Origin of the sequence: Luminiphilus sp. nBUS_07 (assembly GCF_051201685.1) — a bacterium.
Taxonomy (GTDB): Bacteria; Pseudomonadota; Gammaproteobacteria; order Pseudomonadales; family Halieaceae; genus Luminiphilus.
Genome location: NZ_CP179213.1, coordinates 2,116,813 through 2,134,516, shown reverse-complemented (window position 1 = coordinate 2,134,516; position 17,704 = coordinate 2,116,813). Strand labels below are relative to the sequence as shown.

Sequence of the window (17,704 nt, the reverse complement as noted above, 5' to 3'; positions counted from 1 at the left end):
TTCCAGTAACTAATAATCTTTAAGATAAGGGAGAGTTCATCATGGGATTACTAAGCGGCAAAGTTTGTCTGGTAACAGGTGCGGCTTCAAATCCAGGGCTAGGGCATGCGATAGCACATTGTTTTGGTGCCGAGGGTGCAACCGTTATTGCGACTGATGTCGACCTTGATGGTGCCAATGCTACCGCTGAAAGCATTAACGCAGCGGGAGGCTCAGCGACGGCTTGGCGACAGGATGTCACGGACCCCGAGGGTTGGCAGGCTACCATGGGCCGTATCAGGGACGATCACGGGCGCCTTGATACGCTTGTTAACAACGCGGGTATCGCGGTCCTCAAAAAATTAGAGGACATTACGCTCGAAGACTATAACCGCCAGATGGTGGTGAATATGACTAGCTTGTTTTTAGGTACGCAATCCGCCGTTGCGATGATGAGAGAAACTGGCACGAAGGGGTCTATTATCAACATGTCGTCGGTAGCGGCATTGGTGGGGGTGATCGGTGTCAGTGCTTACGCAGCAAGTAAAGGTGGCGTTCTCGGTTTTACAAAGGCGGTGGCGGCGGAGACCGCTGCTGAAGGGATACGCTGTAATACGATCCATCCCGGCATGATTGCGACCAATATGAATGTGCAAGCCTCATCAGAAAATACGGATGAATACGATTCCTTAGTGTCGGTAATTCCGATGGGTTACATGGGGGCTCCAAAGACAATTGGTGACGCGGCGTTATTTTTGGCGAGCGATCTGTCGGCTTATATCACTGGAACACAATTGGTGGTTGATGGTGGCTTGATCAATCAATAAAGGATGGGTTGTCTAGGCCCCTTGCCGGCGTTTTTGGCGGCAGCGGCGGGGGTTGCCGTTGTAATTATTTGGAGAGCCAATGAAAGATTTTGAGGATCATCTAGAAATTCGCGCTCTATTAGAGCGCTACTGCGATGGCGTGAACCAACGCGATGCTGCAATTTGGGGAAATACCTGGGCGGAAAACGCGGTCTGGGAGTTGCCTCATCTGGAGATGTCCGGCATAACCGGCCGGGATAACATTGTTGCGGCATGGTTGGACGCCATGCAGCTTTTTCCTTTCGTCAATATGATGGCACAACCGGGGTTCATCTCCATTGAAGAGGACCATGCGGTCATGCGCAGCTACACCAGTGAAGTTGCCGTTATGCAGGACGGCACTCAAATTGAGCCAAGAGGTGAGTACGAAGATGAATGCATCCGTGAGAACGGGGAGTGGAAGTTCTCACTACGTCGCTTTCGAGTGTTGCATGGGGAATAGGTCTGGCAGTTGGTGTCCGCGCTCTCTGTAACCTAAACGCCGGGCAGGCCGGCGGTAGAGCCCCCGTCAATCACTAGCTCAGAGCCGGTCATGAAGCGCGAGTCATCGGAGCCCAGGTAAATCAAAAGGTTTACGACCTCTTCCATTTGACCTAGACGGCCCATGGGCGCGATGCCCTCGAGCATGGACCGAGCGGCTGACGGATCGGGAGCGCCGTTAATGGCGCCCTCGATAAGCGGTGTTCCGATAACGCCGGGGTGAATGGTGTTGACCCGAATGTTGGTGTTTTCTTTGGCGAGATGGACGGCGCTCGACTTTGCCAGTAAACGCATAGCACCTTTGGTCGTAGAATAAGTGACGTCGCCCGCCAGCGCTAAAATACCGTTGATCGAGCTATTGAGAATAATAGAGCCACCTGGTCCCTCGGGGTTACCGCGCATCAGCTCTGCGGCGGCCTTAATCGTCATCATGGGGCCAGTCAGATTGATATCGATCAGATTTTGCCAGGCCTCGGGCGTTACATCTTCGATGTTGCTATCCCCCGCGTTGGTGCCGGCGTTTGCGAACGCGATGTCGAGGCGACCAAACTTGTTTTTAACGACATCCTTTACCGCTGACCAGCCAGGAATATCTTGGACGGCGTGACGAATAAACTCAGCGCCTGTTGCTGCAGAAATAGCAGCACCGGCTTCGACGTTGTTGCCAGTAAACACGACACCCGAGGCGCCTTCAGCCATGAAGCGTTCCACAGCAGCCTTACCGATGCCGTTCGTTCCGCCCGTGATCAACGCCACTTTTCCAGCGAGTTTGTCGCCCATAAATCCGCCCCTGCCTGCGCTGGTAGCCGGATTGGCTTGCTGCGCACTGGTATTACATGGATAGTCGCTGCATTACTTACCAGTAATGAGCAACCCAAGCGCAGGGTATTTAAGCAACAAGAAAAAAGCAAGCATGCTTGACTTTTTATGGAGGCACTTCTAGCCTCAGGCATACAAGTAAACGGTGACGGAGTGTAGTTGGCACGCCGGGACACCGTTCGATGAATAACTTCGAAACGAGTCGGGAGTCGGCAATGGAAAGGCACGCACTTTATAATCAGATGGCAGCCCGATTGCGCGATCACGTCGCCAATGGGACCACCGACTATGCAGCCGATACACTGCGGGTTCCTGCGACGCAGTACACCGACGCAGATGTTTGGCAAAAAGAAATGGATGGGGTCTTCAAGAGTCTGCCAATTTTAGTGGGACTCTCACATGAAACTCCCGAAAAGGGAGACTTCAAAACTCTCGATATTTTAGGCACGCCTTTGCTGATCTGCCGGCAAGCCGATGGCTCCGCCAAGGTTCTGATGAACGTGTGCAGTCACCGGGGAATGATTCTCGAATCCAGACCATCAGGCAATAAAAAGACATTCAGCTGTCCCTATCATGCCTGAACCTATGGCGGTGATGGTCGCCTGAGAGGTGTCGCCGACATGGTTAAGTTTGGTGAAGATTGTCGAGGTGACCGAGACCTCGTCGCCTTTCCCTGCCACGAGGAGGGTGGGCTCATCTTTGCTGTTCTCGATCCTACGTCGGAGTGTGATATTCGCGGTTTTCTCGGCGAGATGATGAGCGACGTTGGAGAGAAGCATTTTGAGGATTGGCACTATGTTGGCCAGCGGGTGATTCATGGTGCCAACTGGAAGGTTGCCCTTGATGGTTATTTGGAGGGTTATCACTTCCAAGCGGCGCATCCGGAAACGATTGCGCCTAGAACCTATACCAACATCATGGCGTTTGAGGCTTATGGACCACATATGTTGGTGGGCTATCCAGCCAAGACGATTGAAAAATTAAAAGACATCCCTGTGGATGAGCTTTGGCAGCATGAAAACGATGGCTACGATTTTATCCGCCTGTTTTTCCCAAATGTGTCGATCTTCGTGGCTCCTGAGATTACCCAAATTGCGCAGCTGATTCCCGGCCCTGGGCCTCTGGAAAATACAACGGTGCTGCACTTTATTCATCATACGAAGCCGAAGGATGCAGAGGAAAATGCAGCTTTGGAGCAAATGGCCGATTGGCTTATGCAGGTTGTAGACGAGGAAGATTATCAGGTGGGTTTGCAAGTGCAGCGAGGGTTGCAGTCGGGCCACTTGGCAGATGTGATTTTTGGCAAAAACGAAAGTGGTAACCAGTTTGCCCATCGGTGTATTCAATATTACGCCGATGGCGGTGAGGGTGAACTTCCCAGTCTTTAAAAAAATCGGGGGGAGGTTTACTCCCCCAAACGGCTAGACCTTGACCATCAATTTTCCGTCATTCTTGCCTTCAAAAAGCAAATTGTAGGCGTCAAGAGTGTTTTCAAAGCCGTCGACGATATGCTCCTTAAACTTAAGCTGTCCTGAGTTAATCCACTCGGAGATTTGTGCCTGTCCTTCGGGAAAGTCGGCGAGATAGTCGCTGATAAGGTAGCCCTGAACGGTCACACTTCTAGCCAGCACCTGCCACCAGTTGTAGGGCCCAGGGACGGGTTCGGTAGCGTTGTAATTGCTAATGCTGCCACAGAAGACAATAGTGGCATCTTTATTCAGGTTCATCAGCGCGGCATCCAATATCTCGCCGCCGACGTTATCGAAAAACAGGTCCACCCCCTCAGGGCAAGCTTTTCGTATCGCTTGCTCCATATCACCGCAGGTTTTGTAGTTGATGCAGTCATCAAAGCCCAGCTCGTCAGTCACCCATTGGCATTTCTCATCGCTGCCAGCTATGCCGACAACGCGCTGTCCCAGAATTTTGCCAATTTGCCCGCCAATTGACCCCACGGCTCCCGCTGCCGCACTCATCAGCAACGTTTGCCCTGCAGCCGCTTTGCCGGCTCGTAACAGGCCAAAGTAGGGTGTCAGGCCAACAGCGCCCAGAGCGCTTAGATAGTAGTGAGCAGGAAAGGGGCTGTCTGGGGGTATGACAGAGAAGTAGGCCGCAGGCACCACGCCATGAGTTTCCCAGCCACCCGTTCCGACCACAAGGTCACCGGCAGCGAAGCCGTCTGCTTCGCTCTGCAATACCTTGCCAACGACCGATGAACGCACGGAGTCCCCGATAGGGATAGGGGGTAGATAGTTAGGAACTTCTGACATCCACCCTCTGATTGCGGGGTCCATAGAAAAATAGAGGCATTCAATGAGCAAATGTTCGTCTGGCACATGGTCAATAGTGCGTGTTTCGATATCGACTTCGCTTCGGTCAGGCACTCCTTGAGGGCGCGCTTTAAGGGTCCACTGTTGCTTTTTCATCGGTAGCACGGCGTGTTTGCTCCAAATATAGAATTAAGGAGGTGCTACGCTAGCCTCGCTACACAAAAGAAGCAAGCACGTTTGTTTGTTGCTATTTAAGCTTTCGCTACTTATCGTTGTGCTTCTTGAGTTTTTGGGGTGTATTGAGTCAATGGAAGACTACATACCGGTGCTGCAGCTTCAATCATTGGCACCTAATAGCAGTGAGGTGGTAACGGTCGATGGCTGCGAGGTATTGCTTTGTCATGCTGATGGCGAGGTATTTGCTGTTGAGAATCGCTGCACGCACCAACAAGCCCCTCTGGCAGGTGGGCGTATTCGTCGAGGGCATGTGTCTTGCCCCTTGCATGGCGTGCGCTTTAATCTTCGTACCGGAGAGCCCGTGGGACAATTGACCCGGGTGCCTTTAAAAACTTTCGACGTGCTGGTTGATGATGGCATGGTTGCGGTGAAGGTCAGTTAACGCGACTTGATACAACAGCGCCCTGATTTCATTTTCTCAGCACAAAACGCCCTTGGGTCGTAAAGCCTAGCGGTGAGCTTTTGGGTCACAGCTTGGATCATGAGGACGACTTTTGACTTAGCTCGCAGTCCATCCACCATCAACAGAGAATAGGCTGCCGGTGACAAAGGACGAGGCGTCTGATGCCAAGAATGCTACCGCATCGGCGATCTCTGATGGTGTGCCCAGTCTGTTCATGGGATGTCTTGCCGCCATCGCTTGAGCAGCTTCCTCGGTAACCGTACTGTGCAGCAACGGCGTCGAAATAAAGCCGGGGCAGATAGCATTGATACGGATCCCACTATCGCCATACTCGACGGCAGCGCTTCGAGTAAGCCCTGAGACGCCGTGCTTGCTCGCAGTGTAAAGACTGCTGCCTGGAAATGTAGTGGTGCTCAGCGCAGAGGCCATGTTGATAATAGATCCCTTCTTTGACGGACTCATGTGGCGTAGGGCCTCTCTCATACATAGCCATACGCCTTTTAAGTTAACAGCCATGATTCGATCAAAGTCAGACTCCTCCGTGTCGCCCAGCGGTGTGAGTGGCGAGCCAACCCCCGCATTGTTGACAGCGATAGTTATGGCGCCGAAAGTCTCGCTGGTTATCTTAAATAAGTGATTCACCTGGTCTGCCTGGCTGACATCGGTTACCACAGACAGACAGCGATGGCCCCTGGAGGTCAGGTTCTTAGCGGCGTCTTCCGCGGCAGCGCCATCGATATCTGCAATGCCCACGGCTACCCCAGCTTCTGCGAGTCTTGTTGCACATGCCAGACCGATACCTGCGCCACCTCCAGTAACGACGGCAACTTTACCTTTCAATTCTTCATACATGGTGACTCTCCCTACACATGTTTTTCTTTCCCTGCCCTCAAGGTTTGATTAACGATGACACGCTTGCTAACACAGCGGTAGTGCCCAACTGCTCGCTCCAATGGCTATGCTCTATGAGCGATCCTACAGTGCTACGAGCTTGTCGGTTAACCCACAGCGTTTGCTGCTGAAGAGCGGGTTTTTTAGCGCTCAGCGGGAGCGAGTTATATAAAAGCGGGTCAAAGGTTTGGGTTTTTTTCAGCGCCGGGAAGTTCACTGTCTGCCGGTGACCATAGGGATGCGGTCGACTCCCAACAGTTGAGTGAGGCTTGTACCCACGAAGAATCATCTAGAGTGCCAGCTTTGACAAAAATGAGCCCGGGCATTTCGTCAATATGTGTAAACATCTGGCTGCCGCAGCGAGAGCAAAAGCCGCGATTAACGTGGGACCCGTCAGAGCCAAGGCTGCCATATTGTTTGAAGGTGCCGCTAATGTGCACGGCGTCCTCTGGAAAGAGCACAATGGTAGCTTTGCCGGAGCCCGTGACTTTCTGACAGTCGCGACAGTGACAATGCAATGCTGCACGAGATTGTTCATGGTCGTATTCATAAGTAATGTCTCCACATAAACACCCACCGCTAGCCATTTTGGTCTCCTAAAATTTAGTGGTCTGAAATCCCCGGCCCAATAGCGCAGATCATGAACCTCGCCAAAAATAACTCCACGTTCGGTTATTGCTGCCGCCTGCGCGTCGCCGCTGTATGTAGGACTGCGGCGTGACAACTGTGCATTGAGTAGCGTCTGATTACAATCAAACCAAAAGTTTTCATGGTCAATCGATCAGGTTTTTGCCGCTCGTGTATGTCCAGCAGCGCAGCGTTAGATGGCCATCTTTTTGCAGTGCTGTGTCAGGGCTTTTTGTGGCCAAAAAATACAAACATTCAAATCTGTTTGTTATTGGATTTTCTCTGTGCGATATTCTCAGGCCGCTCAGCTGTGAAGCTTGTAACTCCAAGGAGACCGAATATGCCGCGAGCAGTTAATTTAGCCAGGCACCCCGATGGTGCTGTCAGGCCAGACGACTTTGAAGTGGTTGATGTGCCTCGTCCAGAGGTCCCTGAGGGTTGGTTTTTGATTAAAAACCGGGTCTTTTCCCTTGATGCAGGTTTCCGGCAATGGATGTCGGCAGGGGCAGGAGACAACTATTTGACCGGTATGCAGTTAAATGAGCCAGTGCAAAGCATAGTCTTGGGTGAGGTTATTGAGTCTAGGCATCCAGATTACGCGGTAGGAACCCTAGTCAACGCAAGGACAGCTTGGGAGGAGATGAGTTTATTGGACGGTTCAGATCTGTGCTCACCTCTGGTGGCAGCTGATGATCTGGCGCTGTCAGAGTACATGTCGACACTGGGTCCGACCGGGATAACCGCGTGGCTCGGCTTGAATCACATCGGCCAGCCAAAGCAGGGAGACGTCGTTGTGGTCAGTGCGGCAGGCGGTGCTGTGGGCACCATTGTGGGACAGTTGGCAAAAGCTGCTGGTTGCCGCACGATCGGTTTGGTGAGTTCGGCAGAGAAGGCGCAATGGCTCACTGAGACGGTGGGTTATGACCTCGCAATCTCAAGAGAAGCGCAGCCTGATCTCGCGCGGGCTTTGGCCGACGCGGCACCCAGTGGAGTTGATCTGTTTTTTGACAATGTGGGCGGCTCAGTTCTAAACACCGTAATGCAGCAGTTGCAGGAGGGTGCGCGGCTAGTGTTGTGCGGCGCGATATCGCAATACGAGGCAGAGGTAGAGCCGGTGACGCATACTTGGGAGCTCATCACTAAGCGAGCTCGTATGGAAGGCTTTATGTTTTCAGATTATACCGATGAATTTCCCGCTGTGATTGAGGCCTTGGAGCGGTTGTTAAGATCGGGTGAGCTAAAAACATTTGACCAGTGTTATCGAGGCATTGAGCAGACCCCCACCGCTTTTTGCGACATGATGGGCGGTGTCTCTCGGGGTAAATGCTTAGTCCTATTGGAGGGTTAGCAATATGCCGACGAATTGGAGGGATGTGCCGGAGAACCTTCGATGTGACATTGACATTGTGGCTGACCCTGGTCTCGCTGGGGACCCTCAGGCGTGTATGTTGGCTTGGTTGGCACAAGAACAGCGGCCTTTGGCTTACACACCCCACAACGGTGGGCACTGGGTTGTGTTTACGCATAGCTTGGCCCACACGGTGCTTTGCGATGCTAAAAATTTTGGATCGTTCCCCATCGGTGTTCCCGCTAACTATGAACAGCGCCCGCGATTGATTCCCCTAGAAAGCGGGCCCGATGAGCATCGACGTTATCGGCGTTTGCTGCTGCCAGTGTTTCAGCCAGACGTCGTTAAAAAAATGGAGTCGGGTGTTCGCGCGCAAGCTTGTGCTGTGCTGGACGCCGTCATGAACAACGAAAAAATTGATTTTTTGGGAGACATAGCGAAACCAATTCCGACTCGGGTGTTTGCCGAGCAGATGGGGTTGGAGGCGACTATGTTGCCGCAGTTTTACGAGTGGGAAACCGGTTTTTACCGAGCGCCTTCCCTAGAAGAACGGCTTGCCTGTGGGCAGCAGATAGCACTGCACCTGCAGCAGGTTGTGGAGCAACACCAAAAGCGGCCGGGTTCGGGAGATATTGTTGATTTGCTGCTGGCCGCTGAGGTAGAGGGGGAGCGTCTAACCGCAGAGGAAGTGCAGGGCATTGCTTATCTACTGTTTCTGGCCGGCATCGATACCGTTGCTTCCATGCTGTCGTTCACCATTCTTCAGCTGGCTCGTAACCCCGACCAGTACGCTCAGTTGCACCAAAATCCCGAAAAGGTCACTGCTTCGGTTGACGAGTTTCTGCGACTGAATGCGTTTATCAGTTTAAATCGCATTTGCGAACAAGATACCGAAGTTGCGGGGGTGCTGATTAAGGCCGGTGATAACGTAGTGATTCCCAGTGCGATTACTTCTAGGGATCCTCGAGTATTTGGGGCACCGGACACCTTCGATACTGACCGGAGTCGCGGGGAACAAAATCGGCATCACGCCTTCGGCGCCGGCGCACACAAATGTATAGGGTTACACCTTGCGAAACTTGAAGTCAGGGTGGTGCTTGAGGAGTTTTGTCAAAGGGTGAGTTCAGTCTCATTGAGCGAAGACCGAAAAATTATCGGTCACGGTGGCACAACAATGGGACTTGATGCCTTGCCGGTTGATCTTCAGTGGACCACCACCCCGTAGGCCCTTCGTAAAGCACCGTCGACGATCCCGAGGAGGGAGTGTATGTTAAAAATGAGTGATTGTTTTCACAACGGTATCGCAGTAGCAGATATCCACTCGGCGCGAGACTCTCTCGGTCAGAGCCTGGGCGTCGAATGGAGCCCGGTACGAAGCTTTGACCCTCTGCCTTTTTGGACGCCAGAAGCAGGGGAGCACGAAATAGTGGTTCATGCATGCTACAGCAGAGAAGGCCCGGTACACCTCGAGCTGTGTCAAGGTAGCTCGCCATTTTACGACCCTGCTCAATTACCAGATAGTCGTCATATCGGTTTTTGGACTGAGGACTTAGCTGACGCCGCAAATACCCTTCAATCGCAGGGTTGGAGGGCGTTAGCCGCGGGTGCCTCGCCCGATGATGGCTTTGGCCTAATTTGCTATTTAACGCCACCCAATGGCGGCTTGATCATTGAGTTAGTAGGTACAGCACTACAGCCTGTGATCGCTGAGTGGGTAACCGCCACCGAATAATAAACTCTCAAGGTTCCCCAAGCCCCAGTCTAGGGGCTTCTGCGCCAACTTTCCTGTCAGACTTGTTCGGCACAAGTAACCGTAATACTCTTGACGGAGACCGCCGAATATTTAGATGAATAAGAATGTCGGTCTTGGGGCTTACGGCTAGCGAAGGCTGGGGCTATAAATAAAAACGTCCCCATACTGTTAGGTGCGTGGACGCGGCGATTATTGAGGATTGCAGTAGGTGCCTGAATTCGGCGAGACAGCCAAAAATAGTTCGGTTGCCTCGGATCGGGTAGCGCCTCTGACTCGTTTTTTCTGTCAGGGCCTCCAGCCTGTTTTCCTCACGTTTAAACCCACTGATTCTCAAACAGTGGATCTTTTCAAAGAAAATGGAGTGCCCAACAATGCTGTCTGCTGATGACAAGATTGCTATTACTGAATTACTCGCGAGGGCCTCATATGCCTATGATCAACGTGACCTTGAATTGCTCGAATCAGGCCTCTGTGAGGATGCCGTTATGAGTTTGTGCATCGCTGGTGGCGACCTTGTGGGACCTTTTGAGGGACGCGACAACGTCATGCAGTTGTACCGTGATGCGATGGCATCCCAAAATGACGTGCGACGACATGTTGTTTCGAACTGCTTTTTCTCAACGTCGGAAGACGTTGTTGAGGTGACGTCTAATCTCACCTTATTCGCTACTGAAGAGGGCAAAACAAAGTTGCTCAGTACGGGTCTATATCGCGATACGGTTCGTCAGGTCGACAACCATTGGCGCATAGCAACTCGCCATGTTGATCTGGACAGTGCCTACTGAGGGCTCGCGCATGAATATTGGAAGAATCCCCGCAAAAACTGCGAGCCTAGAGCCTCAGAGAGAGGCATTAGTGGATGTCCCCAATGAGCGTCGAATAACTTTTGGCGAACTAGACGAGCGCGTTAGGCGACTCGCCAACGCGTTGCGAGATGACCTTGGGTTGTCCAAGGGTGACCGAGTAGCCATCCTGTCCAAAAACTGTATTCAGTACATGGAAGTATTTTACGGTGTCGCGCGTTGCGGGTTGATTGCATTGCCCTTGAACTGGCGTCTCAGTGACGTGGAAATGCTGCGCCTACTTGAAGACGGCGAACCCCGTGTCATTGTCGTGTCATCCGAGTATCGGGACATGGCTGAACGCCTACGCCAGAAAATTCACATTGATCATTGGTTTATTTTTGAGGATCAACCTAAGGATGACTACGAACGTCTGATCGCAGAAGCATCAAGCGATGAACCGGCTGCAGCTGCACATGTTTCTGCCGACGATCCCGTACTCATCCTTTACACGGGGGGCACCACCGGGCTTTCCAAGGGCGCATTGCATACGCATCACTCGCTCTACATGGGAATGATCAATCAAACCGTCGCTGAGCGAATCGTGCCTACAGATGTTTACATGCTGACGGGCCAAATGTTCCACATTCCTGTAGCTCTGGCGATGAACTATATGGCCCACGGTTGTCCCGTTGTTTTGATAAATTTTGAGGCGAAGCTTGCACTTGAGGTGATTCAGCGAGAGCGGGTTTCAGCCTTCTTAGGCATCACAACGATGATCAACTGGATGATGGCTGTTGAGGGCTTTTCTGACTACGATCTCAGTAGCTTGCGTAATTTCCAGTACGGCGGCGGGCCCATGCCCCGCTCAGTGGTGGAGGCGGCGATGAAAGCGTTTCCCTGCACATTGATTCAGGGATACGGTCAGACCGAGGGTATGACCATGACTTTTTTGACACAAGAAGATCATATTGACGCGTTGGCAGGGCGTCATAGTGAGCGCCTAAGCTCTTGTGGTCGTCCTGGTTTTGTCACCGAGGTTCAGGTAGTGGATCCATCAGGAGTTTGTGTCCCCCGAGATAGTCAGACGCCAGGAGAAATTGTCGTGCGTTCCGAGGCCAATATGGTGGGTTACTGGCAGCGACCAGAGCTCTCGGCTGAAATACTGCGAGATGGTTGGATGTGGACCGGTGACATAGCGGTCTGGGATGCAGAGGGTTATCTGTTTATTGTCGACCGCGCCAAAGACATGATCATCTCAGGAGGAGAAAATATTTACAGTACGCAGGTGGAAGCTGCCATTCATCAGCATCCCGCCGTCTTAGAGTCGGCGGTATTCGGTATCCCCGATGACACCTGGGGCGAGGCGGTAAAGGCGGTCGTCGTCCTGAAGCCAGACCACACGGCCACAGCGGCAGAGATCATTGCCGTAGCCAGCGAGCATTTAGCCTCGTATCAAAAACCTAAAAGTGTAGATTTTGTAGAGGCACTTCCCAAGGCGCCCACAGGGAAAATACTGAAGCGCGAGTTGCGTGACCCCTATTGGCAAGTGCAGGAGCGCAGCGTATGACCGGGTTAATTTCCGCTGAGTTACTGACTAACATTGGACGGCAGAGTAAACCTCAGCGAGAGATTGTTACTCGCCGTGATATTCGCAAATATGCGGTCGCCACGGGTAACCGCCAGCGCAAGTACCTCGATGGTGACGTCGCCCCCCCCATGTTTCATGTGCCGCTGTTTTGGGATGTTGTTGAGCTCGATCAGCTAACTCCCGATGGTGTATCTATCGATACCTTGCTGCCGAAATTTCCGCTGGAACGTGCCATGGCGGGGGGGCTGGACATTGAGTATCTAATGCCAATTCGCCCGGGGGACTGGCTGACCTCGGTGCGCACGCTCACCGCGATTTATGAAAAAGCGGGGCGCTCTGGATCGCTTATTTTTTACGAGATTATTATGGATATCCGAAACGACGATGATGAACTGGTGATTCGTGAAAAAACTACGAGGATTTTGCGATGACCCCAGAACCTGCGATTGGTGCGGTGCTGCCAGAACGACAATACACACCCGACAACGTTCAGCTCATGCTTTACAACGCATCACTTTGGAATGGCCACCGCATTCACTTTGACCTGCCCTATGCAATTGAGGTTGAGGGGTATCCCGGCCTAGTGCTTGCAGGTCCCATGCTGGGAGACTGGCTGCACCAGACAGTCGATGAATGGCTGGGTGACGCGGGCATGATCACTTCAGTGTCCTACTCAAACCGAGGTGCTACCTATGTGGGTGAGACACTGACGGCGACGGCCGCAGTAACCGCCTATGATGCGGCGAGTGGCACATTAGAGCTCGAAGTAGGCATCCGCAACGAGGCCGGTGAAGTTGTCGCGCCGGGAACGATTGGTGCAAAGTTATTTGCAGCGGCGGACTGACCCATGGATCTCTCAAATGTTGCGATAGTTGGAAGTTTTGAAACAGACCTTGGAATCGTCGCTGATCGCGGCCCTATGGCACTGGGGGTGCAGGCAGCTCTGGGGGCTATTGCCGATGCCGGCCTTGATGCCAGTGCGATTGATGGATTGATTACCTGTAATTCATTGGTTACTCCGGTCATGTATCACGCCGAAGCTACCGCTGAGTACGCGGGACTCACCCCAAGCCATTGTTTGAGCGTTGGCACAGGAGGCGGCACAACTTATACGGCTTTGCGCTATGCCGCAGCAGCTATCCAGACTGGGCTGGCCACGACTGTGGTGGTGTCCATGGCAGATAGCATGCGAAGTTTTATGACTAGGGATCGTGCGATGGCAGTGCAGTCCAGCTCAGGACATCCGCACTTTGAGCAGCCCTACGGCCCGACGGTACCGGCCTACTATGCATTAATAGCGCGCGCGCACATGGATACTTTCGGTACCACCGAGGCACAGTTTGCCGAGGCCATGGTCTCGTCGAGGACTTGGGCGCACGAAAACCCAACTGCACAGTATCGCGAGCGGGTTACTGTCGATGAAGTCTTGGCCTCCAAACCCATCGCAGACCCGTTAAAGCTACTCGATTGCTCTATCGTCTCTGATGGTGGCGCTGCGGTGGTCCTGACGACTCGCGAGCGTGCGCGCGATCTGCCCCATACTCCGGTCCTATTGAAGGGGTACGGTGAGGGGCACCATTACGAGCACATCAGTCAGGCGACAGATCTGACTAGGTCGGCTGCTGTCGACTCTGGTAAGGCCGCATTCGAGCAGGCGGGCATTGAGCCGTCTGATATCGAGCTGGCGCAGCTTTACGACTGCTTTTCACCGGCTTTGCTGATACAACTCGAGGACCTTGGTTTCTGTGACAAAGGCGCTGGCGGTGATTTTTTGGCCAGTGGTGCGACACGGCCCGGTGGCGCACTGCCCGTCAACACTCACGGGGGCATGCTGTCGCATTGTCACCCCGGAAATCCCGGCGCCATGTTTGGATTGACCGAAGCTGTTCGTCAGTACCGTGGGGCAGCCGGAACGCGTCAGCTTGCACATCTTGAACACACATTGCTGCACGCTCAGGGTGGCATTATGTCTAGTCACGCGACGGTGGTGCTTGGAAGAGCAAATTAATAGGAGCAAAAGATGGCCGGGGTTGATCAGCTGAATCAGGTTTATTTTGACGGTGTCGCGGAAGGTCAGTTGCGCATTCAACAATGTGGGGATTGCGGTGCCCACCAGTTTTATCCAAGAGTCGTTTGTAAGCACTGTGGCAGTGAGCATAGCCAATGGATTGTGGCATCGGGTCAAGGAAAAGTGTCGAGCTATAGCGTGGTCCGAAGAGGCGTCTCGGCAGACTTTTCAGCACCTTATATCGTTGCACTGATTACATTGGAAGAGGGCGTAACGATGATGAGTCACGTCGTTGATGTGGAGCCCGATCAAGTGGCTAGTGGTATGGCCGTAACTGTGGCATTTCGCCCGGTGGGAGGGGCTGACATCAGGCCCGTTTTTACACCGGCACTGGCGAGCCGATAAATACTCATCATAAATAAGGAGACGTGTGTGAACAGTAAATTGATACCAACAGCGGTCATCAACCCCGACGCCCCCGTCGATTGTTTGGAGGCTAAACAGCCTGATATTGATAACGGCACAGCGATTCACGATAAAAGCGGCTACTTTTCTCAGGAGTACATGGCCCGAGAGTGGGACGAATTGTGGACTCGCAGTTGGCTGCTCGCGGGGGTGGTCAGCGACCTGCCCAATAGCGGCGATTACTTTTTATTTCGTGTTAGGCACGAGTCCTTCATTATTTCGAATACGCCGGAGGGCGTTGTTGCTTTTTATAACGTCTGTCCTCATCGGGGCTCGCGCCTGCTGTCGGAGGAGCGGGGCAATCGCAAGGTGTTTGTTTGTCCGTTTCACAGCTGGAGTTTTACTAATGGCGGGGCGCTTCGCAGTATTACCGACGAGGAGACTTTCAAACCTGAGGTGGTGAGCCACCGTCCCAGCCTAAAGCGAGCACGTTGTGAGGTTCACGCAGGGCTTATTTTTATCAACATGGATGAGGACGCAGCGCCTGTTGGTGAAGAACTTGGATTGCCCGAGGGCTATTTAGAAAATTACCAGATCGATCAGATGAAGGTAGTTCGACACGTTCGCAGTGAGTGGTGTTCTAACTGGAAAGTAGGGGTCGAAGCTTTTTATGAAAGCTACCACCTGCACGCGGTGCATCCAGAAACACGGGGCGTCATGAGTGATCTGAATGTCCAATATGATCTTTACCCAAAGGGCGCGAGTCGTATGATTGTGCCGCTAGGTCAGCCAAGTCCGCGCTTTCCCGACCAGGTAACTGTCAACGAGGGATTGCAGTTCATGTTGCGTGAGGCTGGTGTTGATCCTGATGCTTTTAGCGGCACTGCTTTAGATGTGCGCACTGCGATTCAGCAGGGTAAGCGCGCGCGGTCGCAGCGGTTGGGACTGGGTTACGAGCGGTTTACCGACGGGCAGCTGTCGGACAGCTGGGCGACGGGTATTTTTCCCAACATACAAATTGGGTGTCACCCTGAAGCTATATTTCTCATGCGCTTTCTACCACACGATACCGACCCCCAAAAATTTTGGTACGACACGATGACCTTAATGTTTCCTGTGGATGATCCCGACTACTGTCCACCGGCTTGGATGGGCTTGCCCGAGGGTACCGATGTGACCGGCCGCAATAGAGCACCCTCGGAAAGTTACTCCAAAGATGAGGATCCGGGTCTGGGTTTGGTGTTGAGCCAAGACGCGGCGTTTTTACCCTCGGTTCAGGAGGGCATGAGCAGTAAGGCTTTTCAGGGCCAGCTCTGGGGTGAACAGGAGCAGCGTTTGCGGCATTTTCATGTCGAGCTAGAGAAGCGGTTGGGAATAACATCGGCTTGATGGTTCTGAATGGGGTGCGAGCGGTGATAAAGGTACTGAGCTTTCGGGCTGCCGTCACCCAGTTGAGCTTAACGATTGCTGTAGGGGCGATATCCTCGGCAGTCATTGCGGGTGATAGCTACTCGCCTAACTCAGATTCAACGCGGACCCAGCTGTACTGGGGAGATTTACACTTGCACACCAGTAACTCCGCGGATGCCTACACCATGGGCTCCAGAATAACGCCTGAAACGGCTTACCGATTCGCTCGAGGTGAAATGGTGCGAGCGGGTAACGGCATGTCAGTTCGCCCAAGGTATCGCCATGACTTCCTGGCGGTCAGTGATCACGCTGAATATTTATCGGTATACCGGCTGTTAGACGCAGAAGATTCGCGGCTGAAAGGCTGGGCCCTCGGTGAGGACTGGCTGAAGCTTTTGCGCAGCGATCGCATGGGTGAGCTCACTATGGCATTTGCTGACGCGTTTCAAAATCCTACCCCCGAAAAAATGACGCCACCTGCTGTTGTGTCCGCGGCTTGGCAAGATGCAGTGGCAACGGCTGATCGTCACAACCAGCCGCACTTATTCACGGCATTTCCCGCTTACGAGTGGACATCGACTATTTCTGGAGACAACTTGCACCGGGTTGTTCTCTATCGTGAAGGGCGGGGCTACGCAGATCAGAACGTGCCATTTTCGTCTCAGGACAGCAATGATCCGGAGGACCTGTGGGCGGCGATGGCCCGATACGAATCTCAGGTTAATGGTTCAGTGCTGGCTATTCCCCACAACTCTAATGTCAGTAACGGACGCATGTTTGCACCGCAAACGTTATCCGGTGTGCCTTTGAGTCGGACATACGCTGAAACTAGGGCCCGCTGGGAGCCGCTTTTGGAGGTCACGCAGGTCAAGGGCGATTCTGAGACGCACCCCTTGTTATCCCCTGATGACCGTTATGCCGATTTTGAGCGCTGGGATGAGGGCAACATTGCGCTGACAGCGGAAAAAGCGGATTGGATGTTTCCTCAGGAATATGCGCGTTCTGCTTTGGCGCAGGGGCTAAGGTACAGGAGGAGTTTGGGTGCTAATCCTTATCAGTTTGGGATGATAGGGGCGACGGATTCTCATACCGGCTACAGCGCGGTTTCTGAGGACAATTTTTTCGGTAAATTCCGTTCCACAGAGCCCTCCGCAGAACGTATGTTCACCAAAATGGCGCAGGTGTTAAATGAGAATTGGCGATTGAGTGCTTCAGGGCTTACCGGAGTTTGGGCCAAGGAAAATACTCGAGAGGCGCTATTTGATGCGCTCCAGCGTAAAGAGGTTTACGCGACGACGGGATCAAGAATTCAACTGCGGTTTTTTGGGGGCTGGGATTTTACAGAGGACGACCTCCTAGCTGTGCCTATCTCCACCATCGGATACCAGCGAGGTGTCCCAATGGGAGGAACGCTGACACTATCAGAGCCTGATACCCCGGGGGCGGCTGCGCCGGTATTTATCGTGTTGGCCATGAAGGAGCCGGACGGCCCCGATCTGCACGCACTGCAGATTGTTAAGGGGTGGATCGACGAAGCGGATGAACCACAAGAGCGGGTGTACGATGCTGCACTCGCCGGTCCAAGCGAGGTCGACGGCAGCGCATCTTTGCGGACGGTTTGGGTGGATCCCGCTTTTAATGCAGATCAGGATGCGGTTTATTACGCCCGGGTTATCGAAGTGCCTCGGCAACGCTGGACAACCCGAGATGCCAATTTTTTTGGAGTCCAACGGCCCGAGCAAGCGCCCGAGTATATTCAGGATAGAGCCTACAGCTCGCCGATCTGGTATCTGGGAGCCATGCATCCATGATCTTGGTGTGCACAGGTTGCCATCGAC

Annotated in this window: 20 protein-coding genes; 16 read left to right on the top strand and 4 right to left on the bottom strand. The window is 53.1% G+C overall.

The window, feature by feature from the left end; genetic code table 11:
- Window positions 1-41: 41 nt before the first annotated feature.
- Window positions 42-806, top strand: a complete 765-nt coding sequence (locus ACMAZB_RS09505; RefSeq protein ID WP_435216735.1) for an SDR family NAD(P)-dependent oxidoreductase — start codon at window positions 42-44, stop codon at window positions 804-806.
- Window positions 807-885: 79 nt separating this feature from the next.
- Entirely contained in the window at window positions 886-1,287 is a 402-nt protein-coding gene (locus ACMAZB_RS09500; RefSeq protein ID WP_435216734.1) for a nuclear transport factor 2 family protein, read from the top strand.
- A gap of 32 nt (window positions 1,288-1,319) precedes the next feature.
- On the opposite strand, the gene ACMAZB_RS09495 is transcribed toward ACMAZB_RS09500, so the two are convergent.
- Window positions 1,320-2,105: an SDR family oxidoreductase gene (locus ACMAZB_RS09495; protein WP_435216732.1), complete on the bottom strand. Its 786-nt coding sequence runs from the start codon at window positions 2,103-2,105 to the stop codon at window positions 1,320-1,322.
- A gap of 254 nt (window positions 2,106-2,359) precedes the next feature.
- Between ACMAZB_RS09495 and ACMAZB_RS09490 the strand changes: the two genes are divergently transcribed.
- Together ACMAZB_RS09490 and ACMAZB_RS09485 are read left to right on the top strand one after the other, a co-directional pair.
- A complete protein-coding gene (locus ACMAZB_RS09490) occupies window positions 2,360-2,725 on the top strand; it encodes an aromatic ring-hydroxylating oxygenase subunit alpha (RefSeq protein WP_435216730.1) in 366 nt (121 codons plus the stop codon).
- Window positions 2,726-2,764: 39 nt separating this feature from the next.
- Complete coding sequence (locus ACMAZB_RS09485) at window positions 2,765-3,532, top strand: SRPBCC family protein (RefSeq protein WP_435216728.1); 768 nt, start codon at window positions 2,765-2,767, stop codon at window positions 3,530-3,532.
- A 33-nt stretch (window positions 3,533-3,565) separates the two neighbouring features.
- Here the strand turns inward: ACMAZB_RS09485 and ACMAZB_RS09480 are convergent, their stop codons facing one another.
- Complete coding sequence (locus ACMAZB_RS09480; RefSeq protein ID WP_435211303.1) at window positions 3,566-4,567, bottom strand: NADP-dependent oxidoreductase; 1,002 nt, start codon at window positions 4,565-4,567, stop codon at window positions 3,566-3,568.
- An 85-nt stretch (window positions 4,568-4,652) separates the two neighbouring features.
- Between ACMAZB_RS09480 and ACMAZB_RS09475 the strand changes: the two genes are divergently transcribed.
- The gene (locus tag ACMAZB_RS09475; RefSeq protein WP_435216726.1) at window positions 4,653-5,030 is read left to right on the top strand and encodes a Rieske (2Fe-2S) protein; all 378 of its coding nucleotides are present in this window, start codon (window positions 4,653-4,655) and stop codon (window positions 5,028-5,030) included.
- 117 nt (window positions 5,031-5,147) lie between these two features.
- On the opposite strand, the gene ACMAZB_RS09470 is transcribed toward ACMAZB_RS09475, so the two are convergent.
- Together ACMAZB_RS09470 and ACMAZB_RS09465 are read right to left on the bottom strand one after the other, a co-directional pair.
- Window positions 5,148-5,903: an SDR family NAD(P)-dependent oxidoreductase gene (locus ACMAZB_RS09470; protein WP_435216724.1), complete on the bottom strand. Its 756-nt coding sequence runs from the start codon at window positions 5,901-5,903 to the stop codon at window positions 5,148-5,150.
- A 218-nt stretch (window positions 5,904-6,121) separates the two neighbouring features.
- Window positions 6,122-6,529 (bottom strand): GFA family protein, encoded by a 408-nt coding sequence (locus ACMAZB_RS09465; protein WP_435211297.1) that lies wholly within the window; start codon window positions 6,527-6,529, stop codon window positions 6,122-6,124.
- A gap of 380 nt (window positions 6,530-6,909) precedes the next feature.
- Here ACMAZB_RS09465 and ACMAZB_RS09460 point away from each other — a divergent pair, with 380 nt between their 5' ends.
- From ACMAZB_RS09460 to ACMAZB_RS09410, 11 genes are all read left to right on the top strand, one after another.
- On the top strand, window positions 6,910-7,917 hold the full coding sequence (locus ACMAZB_RS09460) for an MDR family NADP-dependent oxidoreductase (protein ID WP_435216722.1): 1,008 nt from the start codon (window positions 6,910-6,912) through the stop codon (window positions 7,915-7,917).
- Between the two features lie 4 nt (window positions 7,918-7,921).
- A complete protein-coding gene (locus ACMAZB_RS09455) occupies window positions 7,922-9,142 on the top strand; it encodes a cytochrome P450 (protein ID WP_435211294.1) in 1,221 nt (406 codons plus the stop codon).
- A 42-nt stretch (window positions 9,143-9,184) separates the two neighbouring features.
- Window positions 9,185-9,649, top strand: coding sequence for a VOC family protein (locus tag ACMAZB_RS09450; RefSeq protein WP_435211292.1), 465 nt, complete (start codon window positions 9,185-9,187; stop codon window positions 9,647-9,649).
- Window positions 9,650-10,041: 392 nt separating this feature from the next.
- Window positions 10,042-10,455, top strand: a complete 414-nt coding sequence (locus ACMAZB_RS09445) for a nuclear transport factor 2 family protein (RefSeq protein ID WP_435211290.1) — start codon at window positions 10,042-10,044, stop codon at window positions 10,453-10,455.
- Window positions 10,430-12,022, top strand: coding sequence for a long-chain-fatty-acid--CoA ligase (locus ACMAZB_RS09440; RefSeq protein WP_435216720.1), 1,593 nt, complete (start codon window positions 10,430-10,432; stop codon window positions 12,020-12,022). The genes ACMAZB_RS09445 and ACMAZB_RS09440 overlap by 26 nt, the downstream gene beginning before the upstream one ends.
- Complete coding sequence (locus ACMAZB_RS09435) at window positions 12,019-12,474, top strand: FAS1-like dehydratase domain-containing protein (RefSeq protein ID WP_435211286.1); 456 nt, start codon at window positions 12,019-12,021, stop codon at window positions 12,472-12,474. The genes ACMAZB_RS09440 and ACMAZB_RS09435 overlap by 4 nt, the downstream gene beginning before the upstream one ends.
- Entirely contained in the window at window positions 12,471-12,887 is a 417-nt protein-coding gene (locus tag ACMAZB_RS09430; protein ID WP_435216718.1) for a hypothetical protein, read from the top strand. The genes ACMAZB_RS09435 and ACMAZB_RS09430 overlap by 4 nt, the downstream gene beginning before the upstream one ends.
- 3 nt (window positions 12,888-12,890) lie before the next feature.
- Window positions 12,891-14,051 carry a thiolase family protein gene (locus tag ACMAZB_RS09425; protein WP_435211283.1) on the top strand — a complete coding sequence of 387 codons (1,161 nt, stop codon included), beginning with the start codon at window positions 12,891-12,893 and terminating at the stop codon, window positions 14,049-14,051.
- Window positions 14,052-14,063: 12 nt separating this feature from the next.
- A complete protein-coding gene (locus ACMAZB_RS09420) occupies window positions 14,064-14,456 on the top strand; it encodes a Zn-ribbon domain-containing OB-fold protein (RefSeq protein WP_435216717.1) in 393 nt (130 codons plus the stop codon).
- Window positions 14,457-14,483: 27 nt separating this feature from the next.
- Complete coding sequence (locus tag ACMAZB_RS09415) at window positions 14,484-15,845, top strand: aromatic ring-hydroxylating oxygenase subunit alpha (RefSeq protein ID WP_435216715.1); 1,362 nt, start codon at window positions 14,484-14,486, stop codon at window positions 15,843-15,845.
- The gene (locus ACMAZB_RS09410; RefSeq protein WP_435220070.1) at window positions 15,845-17,677 is read left to right on the top strand and encodes a DUF3604 domain-containing protein; all 1,833 of its coding nucleotides are present in this window, start codon (window positions 15,845-15,847) and stop codon (window positions 17,675-17,677) included. The genes ACMAZB_RS09415 and ACMAZB_RS09410 overlap by 1 nt, the downstream gene beginning before the upstream one ends.
- The last annotated feature ends 27 nt before the right edge of the window (window positions 17,678-17,704 follow it).